Origin of the sequence: Micromonospora chalcea (assembly GCF_002926165.1) — a bacterium.
In the GTDB taxonomy this organism is placed as follows: Bacteria; Actinomycetota; Actinomycetes; order Mycobacteriales; family Micromonosporaceae; genus Micromonospora; species Micromonospora chalcea.
Genome location: NZ_MAGP01000177.1, coordinates 1 through 20785 on the forward strand (window position 1 = coordinate 1; position 20785 = coordinate 20785).

The 20785-nt window shown below is 72.8% G+C and carries 18 protein-coding genes; 8 read left to right on the forward strand and 10 right to left on the reverse strand.

What is annotated here, in order from left to right:
* The coding region (locus BAW75_RS31020; protein WP_244206329.1) for a hypothetical protein at positions 1-898 on the reverse strand (898 nt) is incomplete at its 3' end.
* A gap of 754 nt (positions 899-1652) precedes the next feature.
* Between BAW75_RS31020 and BAW75_RS33545 the strand changes: the two genes are divergently transcribed.
* Positions 1653-2603, forward strand: coding sequence for a golvesin C-terminal-like domain-containing protein (locus tag BAW75_RS33545; protein WP_420915053.1), 951 nt, complete (start codon positions 1653-1655; stop codon positions 2601-2603).
* 24 nt (positions 2604-2627) lie between these two features.
* On the opposite strand, the gene dnaE is transcribed toward BAW75_RS33545, so the two are convergent.
* A complete protein-coding gene (gene dnaE / locus BAW75_RS31030) occupies positions 2628-6161 on the reverse strand; it encodes a DNA polymerase III subunit alpha (RefSeq protein ID WP_064448535.1) in 3534 nt (1177 codons plus the stop codon).
* A 184-nt stretch (positions 6162-6345) separates the two neighbouring features.
* Here dnaE and BAW75_RS31035 point away from each other — a divergent pair, with 184 nt between their 5' ends.
* Positions 6346-6687: a PadR family transcriptional regulator gene (locus BAW75_RS31035; protein WP_043324991.1), complete on the forward strand. Its 342-nt coding sequence runs from the start codon at positions 6346-6348 to the stop codon at positions 6685-6687.
* Entirely contained in the window at positions 6684-7625 is a 942-nt protein-coding gene (locus BAW75_RS31040) for a permease prefix domain 1-containing protein (protein ID WP_043324992.1), read from the forward strand. Before BAW75_RS31035 ends, BAW75_RS31040 begins: the two co-directional genes overlap by 4 nt.
* A 62-nt stretch (positions 7626-7687) precedes the next feature.
* On the opposite strand, the gene BAW75_RS31045 is transcribed toward BAW75_RS31040, so the two are convergent.
* On the reverse strand, positions 7688-8248 hold the full coding sequence (locus BAW75_RS31045; protein WP_104115896.1) for a GNAT family N-acetyltransferase: 561 nt from the start codon (positions 8246-8248) through the stop codon (positions 7688-7690).
* 87 nt (positions 8249-8335) lie between these two features.
* On the opposite strand from BAW75_RS31045, the gene BAW75_RS31050 reads away from it, so the two are divergent.
* From BAW75_RS31050 to BAW75_RS31065, 4 genes are all read left to right on the forward strand, one after another.
* Positions 8336-9625 carry a sensor histidine kinase gene (locus tag BAW75_RS31050; RefSeq protein ID WP_104115897.1) on the forward strand — a complete coding sequence of 430 codons (1290 nt, stop codon included), beginning with the start codon at positions 8336-8338 and terminating at the stop codon, positions 9623-9625.
* The gene (locus BAW75_RS31055; protein WP_104115898.1) at positions 9622-10299 is read left to right on the forward strand and encodes a response regulator; all 678 of its coding nucleotides are present in this window, start codon (positions 9622-9624) and stop codon (positions 10297-10299) included. The genes BAW75_RS31050 and BAW75_RS31055 overlap by 4 nt, the downstream gene beginning before the upstream one ends.
* A gap of 81 nt (positions 10300-10380) precedes the next feature.
* Positions 10381-11274 (forward strand): ABC transporter ATP-binding protein, encoded by an 894-nt coding sequence (locus tag BAW75_RS31060; RefSeq protein ID WP_104115899.1) that lies wholly within the window; start codon positions 10381-10383, stop codon positions 11272-11274.
* The gene (locus BAW75_RS31065) at positions 11271-12332 is read left to right on the forward strand and encodes an ABC transporter permease (RefSeq protein WP_104115900.1); all 1062 of its coding nucleotides are present in this window, start codon (positions 11271-11273) and stop codon (positions 12330-12332) included. The genes BAW75_RS31060 and BAW75_RS31065 overlap by 4 nt, the downstream gene beginning before the upstream one ends.
* A 68-nt stretch (positions 12333-12400) precedes the next feature.
* Here BAW75_RS31065 and BAW75_RS31070 read toward each other — a convergent pair whose 3' ends face one another.
* The 7 genes from BAW75_RS31070 to pgsA all read right to left on the reverse strand — a co-directional run bounded on the left by BAW75_RS31070 (position 12401) and on the right by pgsA (position 18344).
* Complete coding sequence (locus tag BAW75_RS31070) at positions 12401-13150, reverse strand: YebC/PmpR family DNA-binding transcriptional regulator (RefSeq protein WP_043324998.1); 750 nt, start codon at positions 13148-13150, stop codon at positions 12401-12403.
* A gap of 234 nt (positions 13151-13384) precedes the next feature.
* Positions 13385-13990 carry a pyridoxal 5'-phosphate synthase glutaminase subunit PdxT gene (pdxT, locus tag BAW75_RS31075; protein ID WP_043324999.1) on the reverse strand — a complete coding sequence of 202 codons (606 nt, stop codon included), beginning with the start codon at positions 13988-13990 and terminating at the stop codon, positions 13385-13387.
* A 7-nt stretch (positions 13991-13997) separates the two neighbouring features.
* Complete coding sequence (gene pdxS / locus BAW75_RS31080; RefSeq protein ID WP_043325000.1) at positions 13998-14909, reverse strand: pyridoxal 5'-phosphate synthase lyase subunit PdxS; 912 nt, start codon at positions 14907-14909, stop codon at positions 13998-14000.
* Between the two features lie 125 nt (positions 14910-15034).
* Positions 15035-15538, reverse strand: a complete 504-nt coding sequence (locus BAW75_RS31085) for a hypothetical protein (RefSeq protein ID WP_043325001.1) — start codon at positions 15536-15538, stop codon at positions 15035-15037.
* 83 nt (positions 15539-15621) lie between these two features.
* Entirely contained in the window at positions 15622-16782 is a 1161-nt protein-coding gene (locus BAW75_RS31090; RefSeq protein ID WP_104115901.1) for a glycosyltransferase family 4 protein, read from the reverse strand.
* A 12-nt stretch (positions 16783-16794) separates the two neighbouring features.
* A complete protein-coding gene (locus BAW75_RS31095; RefSeq protein WP_064448893.1) occupies positions 16795-17727 on the reverse strand; it encodes a phosphatidylinositol mannoside acyltransferase in 933 nt (310 codons plus the stop codon).
* Complete coding sequence (pgsA, locus tag BAW75_RS31100; protein WP_069087653.1) at positions 17724-18344, reverse strand: phosphatidylinositol phosphate synthase; 621 nt, start codon at positions 18342-18344, stop codon at positions 17724-17726. Before pgsA ends, BAW75_RS31095 begins: the two co-directional genes overlap by 4 nt.
* Before the next feature lie 252 nt (positions 18345-18596).
* Here pgsA and BAW75_RS31105 point away from each other — a divergent pair, with 252 nt between their 5' ends.
* On the forward strand, positions 18597-20753 hold the full coding sequence (locus BAW75_RS31105) for an elongation factor G-like protein EF-G2 (RefSeq protein ID WP_104115902.1): 2157 nt from the start codon (positions 18597-18599) through the stop codon (positions 20751-20753).
* Positions 20754-20785 lie beyond the last annotated feature (32 nt).

Genomic DNA, 20785 nt, shown 5'->3' on the forward strand with positions numbered 1-20785 from the left:
GGGGGAGGTCGGGGAGTGCGGCAGTGAGCTCCTCGCGGACCCGGGGCAGGGGCCAGGTGACCAGGTCTCGCAGGGAGTGGTGGCGGCGCAGGTGTCGTACCGCGGTCAGGCCGACCAGGTAGCCGCACCGCTTGGGCAGGCCGCCGGCCAGCGGCGAGTCCCGCATCAGGAAGTACGGGGCGTGGTGCTCGACGTCGGTGGCGTCGAAGTCGGCGCGGACCCGGCGCAGGATCTCCGGCCACCGGCGGCGGCACTCGTCGAGCCACTGCCGGTGGCCGGGCCGGCCGAACCAGAGGTACTCCTCGTCCGGCCGCCCGGGGTCCAGCTCCGCCGTCACCTGGGTGGCGAGCCCTTCGGTGAACAGGGCGTTCGCCACGCCGTACTCGGGCCAGTCGCGGATCGCGGCGCCGCGGTCGTGCACCACGTGCGCGGCCTCGTGCCGTACCAGCAGGTCGAGATCCTCGGGCGGGCCGAGCTGTTCCACGGCGAGGAAGAGCGCGTACCTGCCGTTCAGCTCACCGGCCCAGCCGTTGGCCTGGTTGCGCCCGACCAGCACCACGCACTCGACCGGCCCGCCGTCGCCGGACCAGCCCAGCGCGTCCGCCACCGCCGCGACGCCGCCGGGCAGCAGCGCGCGTACCGTCTCGGCTCGTGCCGCCAGCTCGGTGGCGCGGTCGCGGAGCCCGTCCAGGGCGGCGGCCACGCCGGCTGCGTCGGACCAGCCGCCGTCGCGGCGCAGCGCCCGGACCACGTCCGGGTGCCCGGCCAGGTAGCGGGAGGTCCACGGCGGGCCGGACCGTTCGGCGCGGGCCAGGAAGTCGGGCACCAGGTCACGGACGAGCAGCAGGTCGGTGGGCGGCATCCGCACGATGCTGCCCGGCCGCGGCGCGGCGGGCAAGACCGCGACGGTACGGGGACAGCTCCGCATCTGAAGGAAGTCTTCAGCAAACTACCCTTCGACGCAAGGTATCGACATAGACGAACGTCACGCTATAAAGTGCGGCGAACCGGCGACGGGAGCCAGTCGCCCCATGCAGTCGACGAGGAGTGACGTGACAGTTCGGAGACCCTCGCGTCGGGTGAGCACCCTGCTCGGCGGCGCCATGATCCTCACGATCGGCCTGACCGGCCAGCCGGCCCAGGCCGCGCCTCAGCATGACGCGCAGCCGCTCGCCGCGGCCTTCGACCGGGCCGCCGCCGGCTCCGACGTGCCGCGCGACCTGCTCGCCGCGCTCGGGTACGCCGAGACCCGCCTGGACGGTCACGGCGGGCAGCCCAGCGCCTCCGGCGGATACGGCGTGATGCACCTGACCAGCAACCCGAAGGTACGGACGCTGGACGAGGCCGCACGCCGGACCCGGCTGGACCGGGCCGAGCTGCGTACCCGGGACGCGGCGAACGTGGCCGGCGCGGCGGCCGTGCTGCGCTCCTACGCCGACGAGGCCGGGCTGACCGCGGCGCAGCGCGACGACGTCAATCAGTGGTACGTCCCGATCGCCCGCTACGGCGGCTCGACGGACGCGGCCACCGCCCGGCTGTACGCGGACGCCGTGTACGACCTGCTCGCCCGGGGCTTCATCGCTACCACCGCCGGCGGCGAGGTCAGCGTGGACGGCCGTCCGGTCGCGCCGCAGCGGGGCCGGTACGCCGCCGTGGCGCCGCTGGGCACCGGCGACTTCGGCACCCTGAGCACCGACTACGGCCCGGCCGCATGGGTGCCGGCCAACTCGTCCAACTACACGGTCTCCAGCCGCGAGTCGGCGTACCCGATCAACTACATCGTCATCCACACCATGCAGGGCAGCTACGCCGGCTCGATCAGCTGGTTCCAGAACGCCGCCGCCGGCACCAGCGCGCACTACCTGCTCCGCTCCTCCGACGGCGCGGTGACCCAGATGGTGCGGGACAAGGACATCGCCTGGCACGCCGGCAACTGGACGTACAACACCCAGTCGATCGGCATCGAGCACGAGGGGTACGTCGACAACGCCTCCTGGTACACCGACGCGATGTACCGGTCGTCGGCGGCGCTGACCCGGTACCTGTGCGACAAGTACGGCATCCCGAAGACCCGCACCAACATCATCGGGCACAACCAGGTGCCGGGCGCCACGCACACCGACCCGGGGTCGAACTGGAACTGGACCTACTACATGCAGCTCGTCACCGGCGGCACCACTCCCCCGCCGACCGCCTGGTCGACGATCGTGGACAACACCACCGCCGGCCGGTTCACCGCGAGCGCCAACTGGGGCACCTCGACGTACTCGGCGCAGCGCTACGGCGCCGACTACCGGTACGCCAACCCCGTCGCGGCCAGCGACACCGCCTGGTACAAGGTGAACATCCCGGCGACGGCCACCTACCGGGTGGAGGTCTGGTATCCGGCCGTCGCCGGCTACAACACCTCCACGCCGTACATCGTCGCGACGACGAGCGGCAACCAGACGGTAGCGGTGAACCAGAGCGCCAACGGCGGTGCGTGGCGGTCACTGGGCACCTTCACCCTGGCCGCCGGTGACGCCGACAAGGTCGGTGTCAGCAGGTGGTCCGGCAGCACCGGGTACGTGATCGCCGACGCCATCCGCGTCACCCGCGTCTAGCCGGCACGTCCCCGCTCGGCCCGGTCAGCTCACGTTGGCCGGGCCGAGCACGCTCTTCAGGTCACCCATCAACGCGGTGGTGGGCGCGACCCGGAACGGGCCGAGGCGCAGCGTGGTGACCTTGCCGCCGTTGAGTAGCTTGACGTGCACCTCGGTGTCGCCGGGGTGCAGCACGAGCGTCTCCTTGAGCCGTTCCACCAGCGGCGGCGTGCAGCGGTGCACCGGGATGGTGAGCGTGACCGGCTTGTTCGCCGGGTTGCTGGTGACGTCCGGCATGGACATGTCCATCGCCATGATGCGCGGGGTGTCGTCGCGCCGGTCGACCCGGCCCTTGACCACCACGATCGCGTCCTCGGCGATGTACTGGCCGATCACCTCGTACGTGTTCGGGAAGAACAGCGTCTCCACGCCGCCGGCGAGGTCTTCGAGGGTGGCCGACGCCCAGGCCCGGCCCTGCTTGGTGACCCGGCGCTGCACGCCGGAGAGGATGCCGGCCAGGGTGACCACCGCGCCGTCGGGCACCGTGCCCTCCTCCGACAGCGCGGCGATGGTGGTGTCCGCCGCCGCGCCGAGCACGTGTTCCAGACCGAACAGCGGGTGGTCGGAGACGTACAGGCCGAGCATCTCGCGCTCGAACGCGAGCTTGTCGCGCTTGTCCCACTCCCCCTCGCCGATGACCGGCATGACGGTGGTGGTGCCGCCGGTCTCGGACTCGCCGAAGCCGGCGCCGAACAGGTCGTACTGGCCGACCGCCTCCTTGCGCTTGACGTCGGCGTACGCGTCGATGGCGTCGGCGTGCACTGCGAGCAGGCCCTTGCGCGGGTGGCCGAGCGCGTCGAACGCCCCGGCCTTGATCAGCGATTCGATTGTCTTCTTGTTGCAGACCACGGCGTCGACCTTGGACAGGAAGTCGTAGAAGTCGGCGTAGTCGCCCTTCTCCTCGCGGCACCGCATGATCGAGGCGACCACGTTCGCGCCGACGTTGCGTACCGCGCCGAGACCGAAGCGGATCTCCTCGCCGACCGGGGTGAACGGCCCGGCCGAGGTGTTGACGTCCGGCGGCAGCACCTGGATGCGCATCCGGCGGCACTCGGACAGGTACATCGCCATCTTGTCCTTGTCGTCACCGACGGAGGTGAGCAGGGCGGCCATGTACTCGGCCGGGTAGTGCGCCTTGAGGTACGCGGTCCAGTAGGAGACCAGGCCGTACGCGGCGGAGTGGGCCTTGTTGAAGGCGTAGCCGGCGAACGGCACCAGCACGTCCCACACGGCCTGGATGGCCTCGTCGGAGTAGCCGCGCTCGCGGCAGCCGTCCCGGAACGGGATGAACTCCTTGTCGAGGATCTCCTTCTTCTTCTTGCCCATCGCCCGGCGCAGCAGGTCGGCCTGGCCGAGCGTGTAGCCGGCGAGGATCTGCGCGGCGCGCTGCACCTGCTCCTGGTAGACGATCAGGCCGTAGGTGGGCGCGAGGATCTCGCGCAGCGGCTCCTCCAGCTCCGGGTGGATCGGGGTGATCTCCTGGAGGCCGTTCTTGCGCAGCGCGTAGTTGGTGTGCGAGTCCACGCCCATCGGGCCGGGCCGGTAGAGCGCCAGGACGGCGGAGATGTCCTCGAAGTTGTCCGGCTTCATCAGCCGCAGCAGCGAGCGCATCGGCCCGCCGTCGAGCTGGAACACGCCGAGCGTGTCGCCGCGGGCCAGCAGCTCGTACGCCGGTTTGTCGTCCAGCGGCAGGCCGAGCAGGTCCAGCTCCCGGCCGTGGTTGAGCTGGATGTTCTTCACCGCGTCGTCGATGATCGTCAGGTTGCGCAGGCCGAGGAAGTCCATCTTCAGCAGCCCGAGCGACTCGCAGGTCGGGTAGTCGAACTGCGTGATGATGACGCCGTCGGAGTCGCGCCGCATGAGCGGGATGTGCTCGATGATCGGCTCGGCGGACATGATGACGCCGGCCGCGTGCACACCTGTCTGCCGGATCAGGCCCTCGATGCCCTTGGCGGTCTCGATGACCTTCTTGACGTCCGGGTCGGACTCGTAGAGGCCACGGATCTCGCCCGCCTCGGCGTAGCGGGGGTGCTTCGGGTCGAAGATGCCGGACAGCGGGATGTCCTTGCCCATCACCGCCGGGGGCATGGCCTTGGTGATCCGGTCGCCGACCGCGTACGGGTAGCCGAGCACCCGGGCCGAGTCCTTGATCGCGGCCTTCGCCTTGATCGTGCCGAACGTGGCGATCTGCGCGACCTTGTCCTCGCCCCACTTGTCGGTCACGTACTTGATGACCTCACCGCGCCGGCGCTCGTCGAAGTCGATGTCGACATCGGGCATGGAGACGCGCTCGGGGTTGAGGAACCGCTCGAAGATCAGGCCGTGCGGGATCGGGTCGAGGTCGGTGATGCCGAGCGCGTACGCCACGAGCGAGCCGGCCGCCGAGCCACGCCCGGGGCCGACCGCGATGCCCTGGCTCTTGGCCCACTGGATGAAGTCGGCGACCACGAGGAAGTACGACGGGAAGCCCATCTGGATGATGACGCCCAACTCGTACTCGGCCTGGACGACGTGGCCCTCGGGGATGCCGTTGGGGAAGCGGCGCTTCAGCCCGGCGAAGGTCTCCTTGCGGAACCAGGACTCCTCGGTCTCGCCCTCGGGGATCGGGAAGCGCGGCATCAGGTTGTGGAACGTGAACATGCCGGCCGGGTCGACCTTCTCGGCCACGAGCAGCGTGTTGCGGCAGCCCTGCTGCCACAGCTCGGAGGAGTCGACGGCGCGCATCTGGTCGGCGGACTTGACGAAGTAGCCGCCGCCCTCGAACCGGAACCGGTTGGGGTCGGCCACGTTGCTGCCGGTCTGTACGCAGAGCAGCACGTCGTGCGCCTCGGCCTGCGCCTCGTGCGTGTAGTGCGAGTCGTTCGTGACCACCGGCGGGATGTCGAGCTTGCGGGCGATCTCGGTGAGCCCGTCGCGGACGCGGCGCTCGATGTCGAGGCCGTGGTCCATGATCTCCAGGAAGTAGTTGTCCTTGCCGAAGATGTCCTGATAGGCGGCGGCGACCTTGAGCGCCTCGTCGAACTGGCCCAGCCGCAGGCGGGTCTGCACCGCGCCGGACGGGCAGCCGGTGGTGGCCATGATGCCCTGGGCGTGCTCGGCGATCAGCTCCATGTCCATCCGGGGCCACTTCACGTAGTGGCCCTCCATGGAGGCGCGGGAGTTGAGCTTGAACAGGTTGTGCAGGCCGTCGCGGTTGGCCGCCCACATGGTCATGTGGGTGATCGCGCCGTTGCCGGAGACGTCGTCGCTCTTCTGCTCGGGGCGCCCCCACTTGACCCGCGCCTTGTGGAAGCGCGACTCCGGCGCGACGTACGCCTCGACGCCGAGGATGGGCTTGACCCCGGCGTCCATGGCCTGCTTGTAGAAGTCGTTCGCGCCGTGCATGTTGCCGTGGTCGGTGATCGCCACCGCCGGCATGCCGAGCCGCGCCGCCTCGGCGAAGAGGTCCTTGAGCCGGGCCGCCCCGTCGAGCATCGAGTACTCGGTGTGTACGTGCAGATGCGCGAACGAATCGCCCATGCGTGGCGCCCCCCGGGTTGTGGATCAAGCTGCGTCGGAGTCGACCGACCCACCCTACCGAGGTGATCTCGCGGGCTCCACCGTCCGCGCCGGGCGTGGCCCGGGTCTCTCCGGCCGGCCGGTGTGCGGCACGCGATGTTCTTCTCTATTGCAATGGTGTGTGGCACACACTATCGTGTTGAGCATGGTCAGCGAAGAGGTCCTCCGGACCCACCTCCAGGAGCTACGGCGCGGCACTGTCGTGGTGGCCAGCCTGGTCGCCCTGCGCCGCCCCGACTACGGATACGCCCTGCTGCAACGGCTGGCCGCGCACGGCTTCGCGGTCGACGCCAACACGCTCTACCCGCTGCTGCGCCGGCTGGAGGACCAGGGCCTGCTGACCAGCGAGTGGAACACCGAGGAGAGCCGGCCGCGCAAGTTCTACCGGACCAGCGACGACGGCGAGTCCGTCCTGAACCGCCTGCTCGACGACATGACCGCGGTGCGGACGTCCGTCACCGACCTGATCGAAGGAGCGGAACGATGAGTTCCCTGACCGACCGTTACGTCGCCGCCACCATGCGGGCCGTGCCCGCGCAGCGCCGCCTGGAACTCGCCGAGGAACTGCGCGGTTCCATCGCCGACATGATCGACGACCGGACCGCGGGCGGGCAGGACCACGCCTCCGCCGAACGCGAGGTGCTCACCGAGCTGGGCCACCCGGAGAAGCTCGCGGCCCGCTACAGCGACCGCACGCTGCAACTCATCGGCCCGCGCTACTACCTGACCTGGTGGCGGCTGCTGCGACTGCTGCTCACCTGGATCCCGGCGATCGTCGGCGTGCTCTCCGGCGTCACGAAGGCGCTCGTCGACGGCGAGCCGGGCGCGGCGATCGGCGCGGCGATCGTGGCCGCCATGCAGACCGCGGTGCAGATCGCGTTCTGGGTCACGCTGGTGTTCGCCGTGCTGGAACGCACCCGCACCCCGCTCGGCCTGCCCGAGTGGACCGTCGACCAGCTCCCCGAGGAGACCCGGGAACGGCAGATCAACCACTCCGACAGCATCGCCTCGGTGGTGTTCCTGCTCGCCACCATCGGCCTCCTGATCGGCCAGCACTTCCAGCGCTGGACCACCGACGACGGCACCCGGCTGCCGGCGCTCGACCCGGCGCTCTGGAGCTTCTGGCTGCCGGCCCTGATCGTGGTGCTGCTGGCCACCGTCGGCCTGGAGATCGCCAAGTACCGGTCCGGCCGGTGGACCTGGCCCCTGGTGGCGGTCAACGCGGTGCTCAACGTCGCCTTCGCCGCCCCGGTGCTCTGGCTGCTCGCCACCGACCGGCTGCTCAACCCGGAGCTGGTCGAGCGGTTCGCCTGGCTGCGCGACGGCGGCACCGTCGAGTTCGCCCGGGTGGCGGGCGCGGTGGTCGTGCTGGTCGCGATCTGGGACGTGATCGACAGCGCGGTCAAGGCCGGCCGCGCCGCCTGAGCCACGCCCGGCCCGGCACGCCCCGTCGAGGGCGTGCCGGGCCCTTCCGGGTACGCGGGCAGTCAGGCCGCCGCCCGCCACTGGCGGGCCAGCAGCGCGTAGACCACCTCGTCGGTCCACTCCCCCTTGACGAACTCGTTCTCCCGCAGGTGTGCCTCCCGGCGCATGCCGAGCCGCTCCAGCAACCGGGCCGAGGCGGTGTTGCGGGCGTCCAGCCGGCCGACGATCCGGTGCAGGCCCAGCCCGTCGAAGCCGATCCGCAACAGTTCCCGGGCCGCCTCGGTGACGTACCCGCGGCCGGTGTGCGCGGGATGCGCCACGTACCCGATCTCGCCCTGCCGGTGCTCCCCGCTGGTCCAGCTCAGCAGCACGTCGCCGACGAACTCGCCGGTGTCCGCGACCGTCACGGCGAGGTTGAGCACGTCGCCGGGGGCGCGCAGCGCGGTCCGCCGGACCAGCCGCTCGATCGCGGCCCGGGCGGCGCCGTCGTCGTACGGCTCGTGGTAGAGGTAGCGGGTGACCTCCGGGCGGCCCCGGTAGTCCCGGAGCACGGCCACGTCCGCGGCGGTGAAGGCGCGCAGCAGCAGACGCTCGGTACACAACGGCAGATCAGGCACGAACACCCCGGCAGGCTACGTCGGCACTGTCGTCCGGCCCACCCGATTACGCCCCGGCCACCGCGACGGCCCGGTCGGTGGCATGGTCGTACGGTGAGCACCGCACCCACCACCGCCTGGCGCCGGCCGGCTCCCACGGCGGCGCAGTTCCGCGCCGACCTCTGGGTCGGGCTCGCGGTCACCGTGCTGGCCCTGTTCGAGCTGACCCTGGCGTACAGCACCGGGGCGTTCCTGCTCGGGCCGCCGCCGAGCGTCGCCGAGCAGGTCTGGTGGACCGTCGCGGTGACCGCCCCGCTGGCCGTACGGCGGCGCTGGCCCGCCACCGTCGCGGTGATCGTGGCCGTCGCCTTCGTCGCCGGGCAGGCGCGGGCGGTCCCGCTGGCCCAGATCCCGTCGGGCGCGCTGTTCGCCGCCCTGTTCACGCTCGGCGCGTGGGGCACCGACCGGCGGCTGGCCGGGCGGCTGCGGGCCGGCATCATCGTGGCGATGTTCGCCTGGCTCTGGCTGTCCCTCGCGTTGCGGGCCGACCAGATCTCCGCTGCCTCCTTCACCGACGCCGCCGGCCCGGTGCCGCCGGTGCTCGCCGCAGTGGTGAACGGTGTGCTCTACAACGTGCTGTTCTTCGGCTTCGCCTACTACTCCGGGCAGACCGCCTGGGTGGCCGCGCGCCGCCGGCACGAGCTACGCGAACAGGCCGAGCAGCTGCGCCGCTCCCAGGCGGAGGCGCGCGAGCGCGCGGTGATGGGCGAGCGGGTCCGCATCGCCCGTGAGCTGCACGACGTGGTCGCCCACCACGTGTCGGTGATGGGCGTGCAGGCCGCCGCGTGCCGGCGCGTGTTCGACCGGGACCGGGACAAGGCGCGTACCGCGCTGGCCGCCATCGAGCAGACGGCCCGCACCTCCGTCGACGAGCTGCGCCGGATGCTCGGCGTGCTGCGCGACCCGGACGCCGCGGCCGGCGCGGTCACCGCGCCGGAGGACACCGCCGGCATCGACCAGGTCCGCGCGCTCGTCGACCGGGCCCGGGAGACCGGGCTACGGGCCGACCTCGGGGTGTACGGGGAGCCGGTGCCGCTGCCGCGCTCGGTGTCGCAGGCGGCGTACCGGATCGTCCAGGAGGCGGTGACGAACGTGGTCAAGCACGCCCACGCCACCACGCTGGACGTGCGCATCCGCTATCTGGCGAGGGAGTTGGAGATCGACGTGAGCGACGACGGGCAGGGCGGCGCGCCGGCGGCCGGGACCGGGCTCGGCCTGATCGGCATGCGGGAGCGGGTCGCCGCCCACGGCGGTGAGGTGGAGGCCGGGCCGCGCCCCGGCGGCGGGTTCCGGGTCCGGGCCCGCATGCCGCTGCCGGTCGCGGCCGCCGGGCGGGCGGCGTGAACGCGCCGGTACGGGTGCTGCTCGTCGACGACCAGCACCTGGTCCGGACCGGTTTCCGGGTCATCCTGGAGGTCGAGGACGACATCGAGGTGGTCGGCGAGGCCGCCGACGGGCAGCGCGCCGTGTCGATGGCGTCCGCGCTGCGGCCGGACGTGGTGCTGATGGACGTGGAGATGCCGGTGCTCGACGGGCTGGAGGCCACGCGCCGGATCACCGCCGACTCGACGCCGGGCGGCCCGGCGGTGCTCATCCTCACCACGTTCGACCGGGACGACTACCTGTTCGCGGCGCTGCGCGCCGGGGCGAGCGGCTTCCTGCTGAAGAACGGCACCCCGGAGGACCTGGTCGAGGCGGTGCGGGTGGTGGCGCGCGGCGAAGGGCTGATCGCGCCGGCGCTGACCCGGCGGGTGATCTCCACGTTCGCCCGGCCGGGCGGGGCGCCGCCGGACCCCCGGCACGACGCGGCGACGGCGGACCTGACCCCGCGCGAGCGGGAGGTGCTGGAGCTGGTCGCGAGCGGCGCCAGCAACGCCGAGATCGCGGACGTGCTGCGCGTCGGCGAGGCGACGGTGAAGACCCACGTCAGCCGCGTCCTGGCCAAGCTGGGGCTGCGTGACCGGGTGCAGGCGGTGGTGTTCGCGTACGAGCACGGGGTGGTCCGGCCCGGCGGATGACGCCGGTCCGTCGCAGGGCGGACCACGTGATCGTTCCGCGGTGGGACGACGGGTGCGGGCGCCAGCCGTAGCGTCGGGATCATGACCAGCGTGCTCCGCCTCGACGGCGTCGACCGCAGCTTCGGCGGCCGTCAGGTGCTCAAAGACGTCTCCTTCGACGTGACCGCCGGGCGCATGACCGGGTTCGTCGGCGGCAACGGCGCCGGCAAGACCACCACCATGCGCATCATCCTCGGCGTGCTCGCCCCGGACGCCGGGCAGGTCACCTGGCGGGGACACCGGCTCACCCGGGAGGACCGGGCCCGGTTCGGCTACATGCCCGAGGAACGCGGCCTCTACCCGAAGATGACGCCCCGCGAGCAGGTCGTCCACCTCGGCCGCCTGTACGGGCTGGACGCCGCCGGGGCGCGCCGCCGCACCGGCGCGCTGCTGGAGCGGGTCGGTCTCGGCGAGCGGGCCGACGACCTGCTGGAGACGCTGTCGCTGGGCAACCAGCAGCGCGCGCAGATCGCCGCCGCGCTGGTACACGACCCGGAGGTGCTGATCCTGGACGAGCCGTTCTCCGGGCTCGACCCGCTCGCCGTCGACATGGTGGTCGCGGTGCTGCGGGAACGTGCCGCCGCCGGAGCGCCGGTGCTGTTCTCCAGCCACCAGCTCGACGTGGTGGAGCGGCTCTGCGACGACCTGGTGCTCATCGCCGGCGGGACGATCCGGGCCGCCGGCGCCCGCGAGGAGCTGCGCGCCGCGTACACGTTGCCCCGGTTCTCGCTCGTGGTGGACGGCGACGCCGGCTGGCTGCGGGACCAGCCCGGCGTGCGGCTGGTCGACCTCGACGGCGCGCGCGCCGTGTTCGAGGTGGACCCGCCCGCCGACGACCAGGCGGTGCTGCGCGCGGCGCTGGAACGCGGCCCGGTACGCGCGTTCGGCCCGGTCACCCCGTCCCTCGCCGAGATCTTCCGAGAGGTCAACCAGTGAACACGTTCCAGGCCACCCGGCTGGTCGCGGCCCGCGAGATCAAGGTCAAGGTCCGCGACAAGACGTTCCTCTACAGCACGCTGATCTTCCTGCTGCTCGCCGTCGTGGCCACCGTGGTGCCGGCGATGCTGAGCAGCGGCCCGTCCACGGTGGCGGCGACCGCGGCCGGCGCCGAACCGCTGCGCGCGGCCGGGCTGGACGTCCTGCTGGTCGCCGACGACGGCGCCGCCGAGCAGGCGGTACGCGACGGCGACGCGGACGCCGCGGTGGTGGCCGGTCCGGTGGTGGTCGCCGACGAGCGGGCCCCGGACGACGTGGTCGCCGCGCTCAGCGCGGCCCCGCAGGTGAAGCTGCTGGACCCGGACGCGGTGGATCCGCTCGTCGCGTACCTGGTGCCGTTCGCCTTCGCGTTCGTCTTCTTCTTCATGTCCCAGACGTTCGGGTTGCAGATCGCGCAGAGCGTCACCGAGGAGAAGCAGACCCGGATCGTGGAGATCCTGGTGGCCGCCGTGCCGGCCCGGGCGCTGCTGGCCGGCAAGATCCTCGCCGCGGGCGCGCTGGCGCTGGGACAGATCACGCTGATCGCGGCGGTCGCGCTGATCGGGATGCGCCTGACCGACGGCGGTGACCTGCTGGGCCTGATCGCGCCCGCGATCGGCTGGTTCGTGCCGTTCTTCCTGTGCGGCTTCCTGCTGCTGGCGGCGATGTGGGCGGCGGCCGGCGCGCTGGTGAACCGGCAGGAGGACATCGCCGGGGCGTCCACCCCGGTGCAGCTCGCCGTGATGGCGCCGTTCTTCGCGGTGGTGTTCCTCAACGACAACGCCACCGCGATGCGGATCCTGTCGTACCTGCCGATCTCCGCGCCCACAGCGATGCCGGTACGGCTGTTCACCGGTGACGCGGCGACGTGGGAGCCGTTCGTGTCGCTGGCGCTGCTGCTGCTCGCCGCGGCCGGGTTCCTGCTCGCCGGGGCCCGGGTCTACGAGGGCTCGCTGCTGCGCACCAACGGGCGGACCTCGGTGCGGGCGGCGTGGCGGCAGCGCGAGCCGATCGGCTGACGACGGGCATACGCCGAGCGCCGGCCACCCCGCAGCGGGGAGCCGGCGCTCGGCACGTCGGACCGGGGTCAGCCGACCGCGGCCATCACCTCGTCGGAGACGTCGAAGTTGGCGTAGACGTTCTGCACGTCGTCGCAGTCCTCCAGCACGTCGATCAGCTTGAAGATCTTGCGCGCGCCCTCCTCGTCCAGCGGCACGTTCACGCTGGGGATGAGGGAGGACTCGGCCGACTCGTACTCGATGCCGGCGTCCTGCAGCGCGGTGCGGACCGCGATCAGGTCGCCCGGCTCGGAGACCACCTCGTACGCCTCGCCGAGGTCGTTGACCTCCTCCGCGCCCGCGTCGAGCACGGCCATCATCACGTCGTCCTCGGTCGTGCCGCCCTTGGGAACGATCACCACGCCCTTGCGGGAGAACATGTACGACACCGAGCCGGCGTCGGCCAGCGAGCCGCCGTTGCGGGTCAGCGCGGTGCGCACCTCGGTGGCGGCACGGTTGCGGTTGTCGGTGAGGCACTCGATCAGCATCGCCACGCCGTTCGGGCCGTAACCCTCGTACATGATCGTCTGCCAGTCGGCGCCGCCGGCCTCCAGGCCGGAGCCGCGCTTGACCGCGCGGTCGATGTTGTCGTTCGGGACCGAGTTCTTCTTCGCCTTCTGGATGGCGTCGTAGAGAGTCGGGTTGCCGGCCGGGTCACCACCGCCGGTACGGGCGGCCACCTCGACGTTCTTGATCAGCTTGGCGAACATCTTGCCGCGCTTGGCGTCGATGACCGCCTTCTTGTGCTTGGTCGTCGCCCACTTTGAGTGGCCGGACATCTGTTACCTCCGTTGCTACCCGCCGTCTGCATCGACCGCACCACACGCCCCGCTCCCCCGCCGGCGCACGCCGACGCCGAGGTGCCGTGATCTCTGCTGGGAGCCGCGGCGGGCTGATGGCCCTGCCGAATCTCGGCAATCCTACCGGCGGGGGCCGGGTCACTGTCACGCGCCGCACGGCAGCGGCCCGCCCCGGGCCGCCCGAACCGGCACAATCAGGGACGGACCGGCCGCTCAGCGGCTCGCCCGGACCAGTTCCACGAAGTGGCGGTGCAGGCGCAGGTCGCCGGTCAGCTCCGGGTGGAAGGAGGTGGCCAGCAGGTTGCCCTGCCGTACCGCGACGATCCGGTCCGCGGCCGGGCCGTCTGTCACCCGGCCGAGCACCTCGACGTCCGGGCCGACGCGCTCGACCCAGGGCGCCCTGATGAACACGGCGTGGAACGGGCCGCCGTCGACGCCGGTGAGCGCCACCGGCGCCTCGAACGAGTCGACCTGACGGCCAAACGCGTTGCGCCGCACCGTCATGTCGACGCCGGCGAAGCCGCGCTGGTCGGGGCGGCCGTCCAGCACCTCGACGGCCAGCATGATCATGCCGGCGCAGGAGCCGTAGACCGGCATGCCGGCGGCGATCCGCTTGTCGATCGGCTCGCGCATCTCGAAGATGTCCACCAGCTTGCTGATCGTGGTCGACTCGCCGCCGGGCACCACCAGGCCGTCGACCGCGTCCAGCTCGCCGGGGCGCCGCACCGGCCGGGCGTCGGCGCCCGCGCCGGTCAGCGCCGCGACGTGCTCGCGTACGTCGCCCTGCAGCGCGAGCACGCCGATCACGGGTACGGTCACGCCGGGCTCACCAGCCGCGCTCGGCGAGGCGGTGCGGCTGCGGGATCTCGTCGACGTTGATGCCGACCATCGCCTCGCCCAGCCCGCGCGACACCTTGGCGAGCACGTCCGGGTCGTCGTGGAACGTGGTCGCCTTGACGATCGCGGCGGCCCGCTGCGCCGGGTTGCCGGACTTGAAGATGCCCGAGCCGACGAAGACGCCCTCCGCGCCGAGCTGCATCATCATGGCCGCGTCGGCGGGGGTAGCGATGCCGCCCGCGGTGAACAGCACGACCGGCAGCTTGCCCTGCTCGGCGACCTCCTTGACCAGCTCGTACGGGGCCTGCAGCTCCTTGGCCGCCACGTACAGCTCATCGTCGGGCAGCGACTGGAGCCGGCGGATCTCCTGCCGGATCTTCCGCATGTGGGTGGTGGCGTTGGAGACGTCACCGGTGCCCGCCTCACCCTTCGAGCGGATCATCGCGGCGCCCTCGGTGATCCGGCGCAGCGCCTCGCCCAGGTTCGTCGCGCCGCACACGAACGGGACGGTGAACGCCCACTTGTCGATGTGGTTGGCGTAGTCGGCCGGGGTCAGCACCTCGGACTCGTCGACGTAGTCGACGCCGAGCGCCTGGAGGATCTGCGCCTCGACGAAGTGGCCGATCCGGGCCTTGGCCATCACCGGGATCGAGACGGCGGAGATGATGCCGTCGATCATGTCCGGGTCGCTCATCCGGGACACGCCGCCCTGCGCGCGGATGTCGGCCGGCACCCGCTCCAGCGCCATCACGGCCACCGCGCCGGCGTCCTCGGCGATCTTCGCCTGCTCGGGGGTGACCACGTCCATGATCACACCGCCCTTGAGCATCTCGGCCATGCCGCGCTTGACGCGGGCGGTGCCGACGGCGGTGGCGGGGGTCGGGGCTGCGGACTCAGACACGGGACATCGCTCCTCGGCGTGCTCGGGAGGTGACTGCGCAGGAATGCTACGACCGTCGCGACGCCGCTCCGAGCGCCAATCGAACCCCCGGTGGCCTGCCGTGTGGCCCCGGTCACGACCGGCGGTCAGCCGGTGGTCACGTCCGCCGGGGAGGCCAGCGTGGGATCGTCGATGTCGAAGTAGCGGGGCCACTCCCGCCCCCGCCCCATCCGGAACAGCCGCACCACCGGGCGGCTGCGCGCCGAGCGGGCGTCCCGGACCAGGTCGGTGTGCACCTGCCGGGCCAGCGCCAGCCGGCGGCTCGCCGCGATCACCGCCGCGCAGCCCGGGTCGTCCGGGTCCAGCCGTACCGCCCGCAACTGCCGGGTCAGGTCGTTCTCGGCCGCCTCGCGCTCCTCCGGGGCGGCGTCGAGCGCGATCCGGGCGGCGGCGTACAGCTCCACGCCGTACCGCTGCTCGGCCAGGACCGCGGCGGCGGCCGCGCGGCGCAGCAGGTGCGCCTCCAGCGCGCGGGCCGCCGAGTCGGCGCGGACCTGCAGCCGCTGCACCCGGCCGGAGGTCCAGATCAGGTACGCCGAGACCAGCCCGAGCACACCGACCGCGCCCACCACCCACCACATGCCCGGCATCGTAGTGCTGCTCCTCATCCCGCCCGCCCGGCGCGGGGCACCGGTCGACGCGCTCGTCACAGCGGCCGCAGCGGCCACCCCGGTCAGCCCAGTCCCGCCCACTCCTGGTCCATGACCCGGCCGTCGGTGGCCTCGATCGCGGCTGCGTATACCTCCAGAACACGGCGGGCAACCACGGGCCAGTCGAAATTCGCCACCACCTGGTCGCCGCAGGCGGTCAGCCCGGCGCGGCGGTCGGCGTCGTCGAGCAGCTCGGACAGCGCGCCGCCCAGCGCCGCCGCGTCGCCGGTCGGGAACAGCTGTCCGGCCCGGCCGCCGTCGAGCACCCGGCGGAACGCGTCCAGGTCGCTGGCGACCACAGTCGTCCCGGCGGCCAGCGCCTCGGTGAGGATCATCCCGAAGGATTCCCCGCCGGTGTTCGGTGCGACGTAGAGGTGCACGCTGCGCAACATGCGTGCCTTGTCCGCCTCGGAGACCAGGCCGAGGAACGTGACCCGGTCGCGCAGGGCGGCCGGGAACCGCCCGTACAGCTCGTCGGCGTCGCCCGGCCCGGCGACCAGCAGGCGCAGCCCGGGGCGGTGCGGCGCGAGCGCGACGAACGCGTCCCGCAGGATCGGGAAGCCCTTGCGCGGCTCGGTGAACCGGCCCAGGAAACCCAGCGTGCCGCCGGTGCCCGGCGCGCACTCCCCCGGCCAGCCGGGCAGCGGCGGCACCCCGGCGAACTTCGCCACCGCCACCCCGTTGGGGATCTCCACCGCGCCGCCGTCCATGTGCTCGACCTGCACCTTGCGGGCCAGCGCGCTCACCGCGATCCGGGCGGTGATCCGCTCCAGCACGATCTGCAGCGCGCCCTGCGCGGCCGACAGCACCCGGGAACGGGTCATCGCGGTGTGGAACGTGGCCACCACCGGGCCGCGGGCGCAGAGCACGGCCAGCATCGACAGGCTCGGCGTGAGCGGCTCGTGCACGTGCAGCACGTCGAAGTCGCCCCGGGTGATCCAACGCCGCACCCGGGCGGTGGAGACCGGGCCGAACGCGATCCGGGCCACCGACCCGTTGTACGGCACCGGCACCGCCCGCCCGGCCGACACCACGTACGGCGGCAGCGCCGAGTCCTCGTCGGCCGGCGCCAGCACGCTCACCTCGTGGCCGAGCCCGAGCAGCGCCTCGGCCAGGTCCATGACGTGGTTCTGCACCCCGCCCGGCACGTCGAACGAGTACGGGCACACGATGCCGATACGCACTGCGCCCTCCCCCTAGACCGTCCCGGTGGTGGCCGGCGGCGCCGCCGACGTGGGCGTACCGTCCCGGCCCTGGTCCAGCCACATCCGCTGCAACATGTGCCAGTCTTGCGGATGCCGGGCGATGCCCGCCGCCAGACCGTCGGCAATCCGCTGCGTCACCGCGCGTACCCGCTCGTCCAGCGGGGCGCTGTCCGGGTCCGGCAGCGGCAGCGGGCCGTCGATCGATGCGCACGCCGCGTCCGGCTCGTACCACATCGAGGCCACGTAGAGCGGCGCGCCGGTGCGGATCGCCAGCAGCGCCGGCCCGGCCGGCATCCGGGTCCGGCCGCCGAAGAAGTCGACCTCCACGCCCCGGGCCGACAGGTCCCGGTCGGCGAGCAGCGGCACCACGTAGCCGGCGCGCAGCCGGTCCACCAGCACGTCGAACGCGGGACGCGGGCCGCCGGTGTTGGGCAGGATCTCCATGCCCAGCCCTTCCCGGAACCCGACGAACCGCTCGTAGACGCCGTCCGGCAGCCGCTCGGCCACCGTGGTCATCGGCCAGCCGGTGGCCGCCACCCAGGCGCCGGCCGCGTCCCAGTTGCCGGCGTGCGGCAGCGCCACCACGGCGCCCCGCCCGGCCGCCACGTCGGCGGCGAGCAGTTCCTGCCCGTCCAGGCGGAACCCGGCGAGGATCTGCGCCCGGCTCAGGCCGGGCAGCCGGAACGCCTCCATCCAGTACCGGGCGTACGAGCGCAGGCCCTCGCGCACCAGCGCGTCCAGCTCCGCGTCGGGCAGTTCCGGGCCGACCACCCGGCGCAGGTTGGCGCGCAGCCGGCGCGTACCCCCGCCGTCCTTGCGGTGGGCGCGGTCGGCGCCCGCCCGGAAGGCCGCGGCCGCGACGGGCCGGGGCAGCGCCCGGATCAGGCGCCAGCCCGCGACGAAGCCCGCCTCGGTGAGGTTCACTCGACGCCGACCCGCTGGGCCTGGCGGTACACGTGGGCCATCCGCTGCCCGACGGTGAAGATCGAGACGGCGGCGAGCAGCCAGAGCGCAATCTCCAGCGCCAGCGGTACGCCGAGGCCGGTGAGCAGGCCGCCGACGCCGACGATGAGCAGCCGCTCGGTGCGTTCGGCGATGCCCACGTTGCAGGTCATCCCGAGGCCCTCGGCGCGGGCCTTGACGTAGGAGACCAGCCCGCCCGCGGCCAGGCAGATCAGCGCCGCCGCCACGCCCGAGTAGTCGTGCTCGGTGGCCAGCCAGTACGCGACCGCGCCGAACACCGCGCTGTCGGCGACCCGGTCCATGCTCGAGTCGAGGAACGCCCCGAACCGGGTGGACCCGCCGCTCATCCGCGCCATCGTGCCGTCGAGCAGGTCGGTGAGGGCGAAGACCGTGACGATCAGCGCGCCGGCGACCAGATGGCCGCGCGCGCCGAAGCCGAGCGCGCCGACGAGCACGCCGACGGTGCCGGTCACGGTGACCGCGTTGGGGGACACGCCCGCACGCAGCAGCGCACGGGCGATCGGCTCCACGACGCGGGTCATGCCCGCGCGGGCCGTCACTTGGAAGATCTTCGCCATGGCGGTCCCACGATAACGGCCCGCAACCGCCGGGGACACAGCCGGGCACACGACCCGCCCGGCGGCCCTTGTGCCCGCACTCGCGCGGGTGTGAGATCGAGCCAGGAGGTGAGCCAGCTCACCGGATCACCGGTCCGCGTTCCCGGCCAGCAGGAGATCACCGGAAGATATCGCCGCGGCGCCCGTCCCGGGTCCGCTCCCCCGTCGCCCGCGGCGGTCGCCACCACCACCGGTTGAGGGAGGTGCGCCGCGATGGCGCAGAAGAACGAGAAGGGTGTCACCGGCGGCGCGCCGGTGGTGACCGAGCCCGGCAGGGTTCGCAACGTGGTGCTCGTCGGGCACTCCGGCGCCGGCAAGACGACTCTCGTCGAGGCGCTGCTGGCCGCCAGCGGCACGATCGGCCGGGCCGGCGCCGTCACCGAGGGCACCACCGTCTGCGACCACGACCCCGCCGCCGTACGGCAGCAGCGCTCGGTCAGCCTGGCCTGCGCGCCGCTGGTGCACCGCGACGTCAAGGTCAACCTGCTGGACACGCCGGGCTACGGCGACTTCGTCGGCGAGCTGCGCGCCGGGCTGCGCGCCGCCGACGCGGCGCTGTTCGTGGTCTCCGCCGTCGACGGCATGGACGCCGCCACGGCCGCCCTGTGGGAGGAGTGCGCCGCCGTCGACATGCCCCGCGCGGTGGCGGTCTCCCGGCTGGACCACCCGCGGGCCGACTTCGACGAGGCGGTGGCGCTGTGCCAGCGCGTCTTCGGCGACAACGTGCTCCCGCTCTACCTGCCGATGCTCGGCGACGACGGCGAGTCGGTGGCCGGCCTGATGGGGCTGATCACCCGCCGGGTGTACGACTACTCGGCCGGGCTGCCGCCGGAGGTACGCGAGCCGGACCCGGAGCACCTGCCGGCCATCCAGGAGTCCCGCAACGAGCTGATCGAGGGGATCATCGCGGAGAGCGAGGACGAGACCCTCATGGACCGCTACCTCGGCGGCGAGGAGATCGACCCCGAGGTGCTCATCACCGACCTGGAGACCGCTGTGGCCCGCGGCCACTTCTACCCGGTGGTGCCGGTCTGCGCGGAGACCGGCGTGGGCCTGGACGCGCTGCTCGACGGCCTGGTCGCGGCGTTCCCGTCGCCGCTGGAGCACGACCTGCCGGCGGTCACCGGCGTGGACGGCTCGCCCCGCCCGCCGCTGACCTGCGACCCGGACGGCCCGCTCGTCGCCGAGGTGGTCAAGACGACAGTCGACAGGCACGTCGGGCGGGTCTCGCTGGTGCGCGTCTTCTCCGGCACGCTCCGCCCCGACCAGGTCATCCACGTGTCCGGTCACGGCATGGCCGAGCGCGGCCACCCCGACCACGACGCCGACGAGCGGGTCGGCCACGTCTACACCCCGCTGGGCGCGACGCTGCGCGAGGTGGCCGCCTGCGTCGCCGGTGACCTGTGCGCGATCACCAAGTCGGGCAGCGCGGAGACCGGCGACACCATCTCGGCCAAGGACGACCCGCTGCTGGTCGCGCCCTGGGAGATGCCCGAGCCGCTGCTGCCGGTGGCGATCGTGGCGCGCAGCCGGGCCGACGAGGACGCGCTGGCCCGCAACCTGGCCCGGCTGGTCGCCGGTGACCCGACACTGCGGCTGGAACGCAACGCGGAGACCCACCAGCTGGTGCTCTGGTGCATGGGCGAGGCGCACGCCGACGTGGTGCTCGACCGGCTGCGCGGCGGCGGCGTCGAGCTGGACACCGAACCGGTCCGGGTGGCGCTGCGCGAGACGTTCGAGGCCGCCGCGCGGGGGCACGGCCGGCACGTCAAGCAGTCCGGCGGCCACGGCCAGTACGCGGTCTGCGACATCGAGGTGGAGCCGCTGCCCCGCGGCGCCGGCTTCGAGTTCGTCGACCGGGTGGTCGGCGGCGCGGTCCCGCACAACTACATCCCGTCGGTGGAGAAGGGTGTACGGGCGCAGATGGAACGCGGTCTGGTCGCCGGCTACCCGGTGGTGGACCTGCGGGTGACGCTCGTGGACGGGAAGGCGCACAGCGTCGACTCCTCCGACGCCGCGTTCCAGACCGCCGGCGCGCTGGCGCTGCGTGACGCCGCCGAGAAGGGCCAGCCGACCCTGCTGGAGCCGGTCGACGAGATCACCGTGCGGGTGCCGGACTCGTCGGTCGGCGCGGTGATGGGCGACCTGTCCGGGCGGCGCGGCCGGGTGCTCGGCACCGAGCCGGACCCGGACGCCCGGGGCCGCACGCTGGTCCGCGCCGAGGTGCCCGCCACGGAGCTGCTGCGGTACGCGGTGGAGCTGCGCTCGATGACCGCCGGCACGGGCACGTTCCGCCGCGAGTTCGCCCGCCACGACCCCATGCCCGCCCACCTGGCCGACCAGGCCCGCAAGGAGTCCACCTCCCACTGACCCCGCAGCGGTCCGCCCCCGTCGGCGTCGAT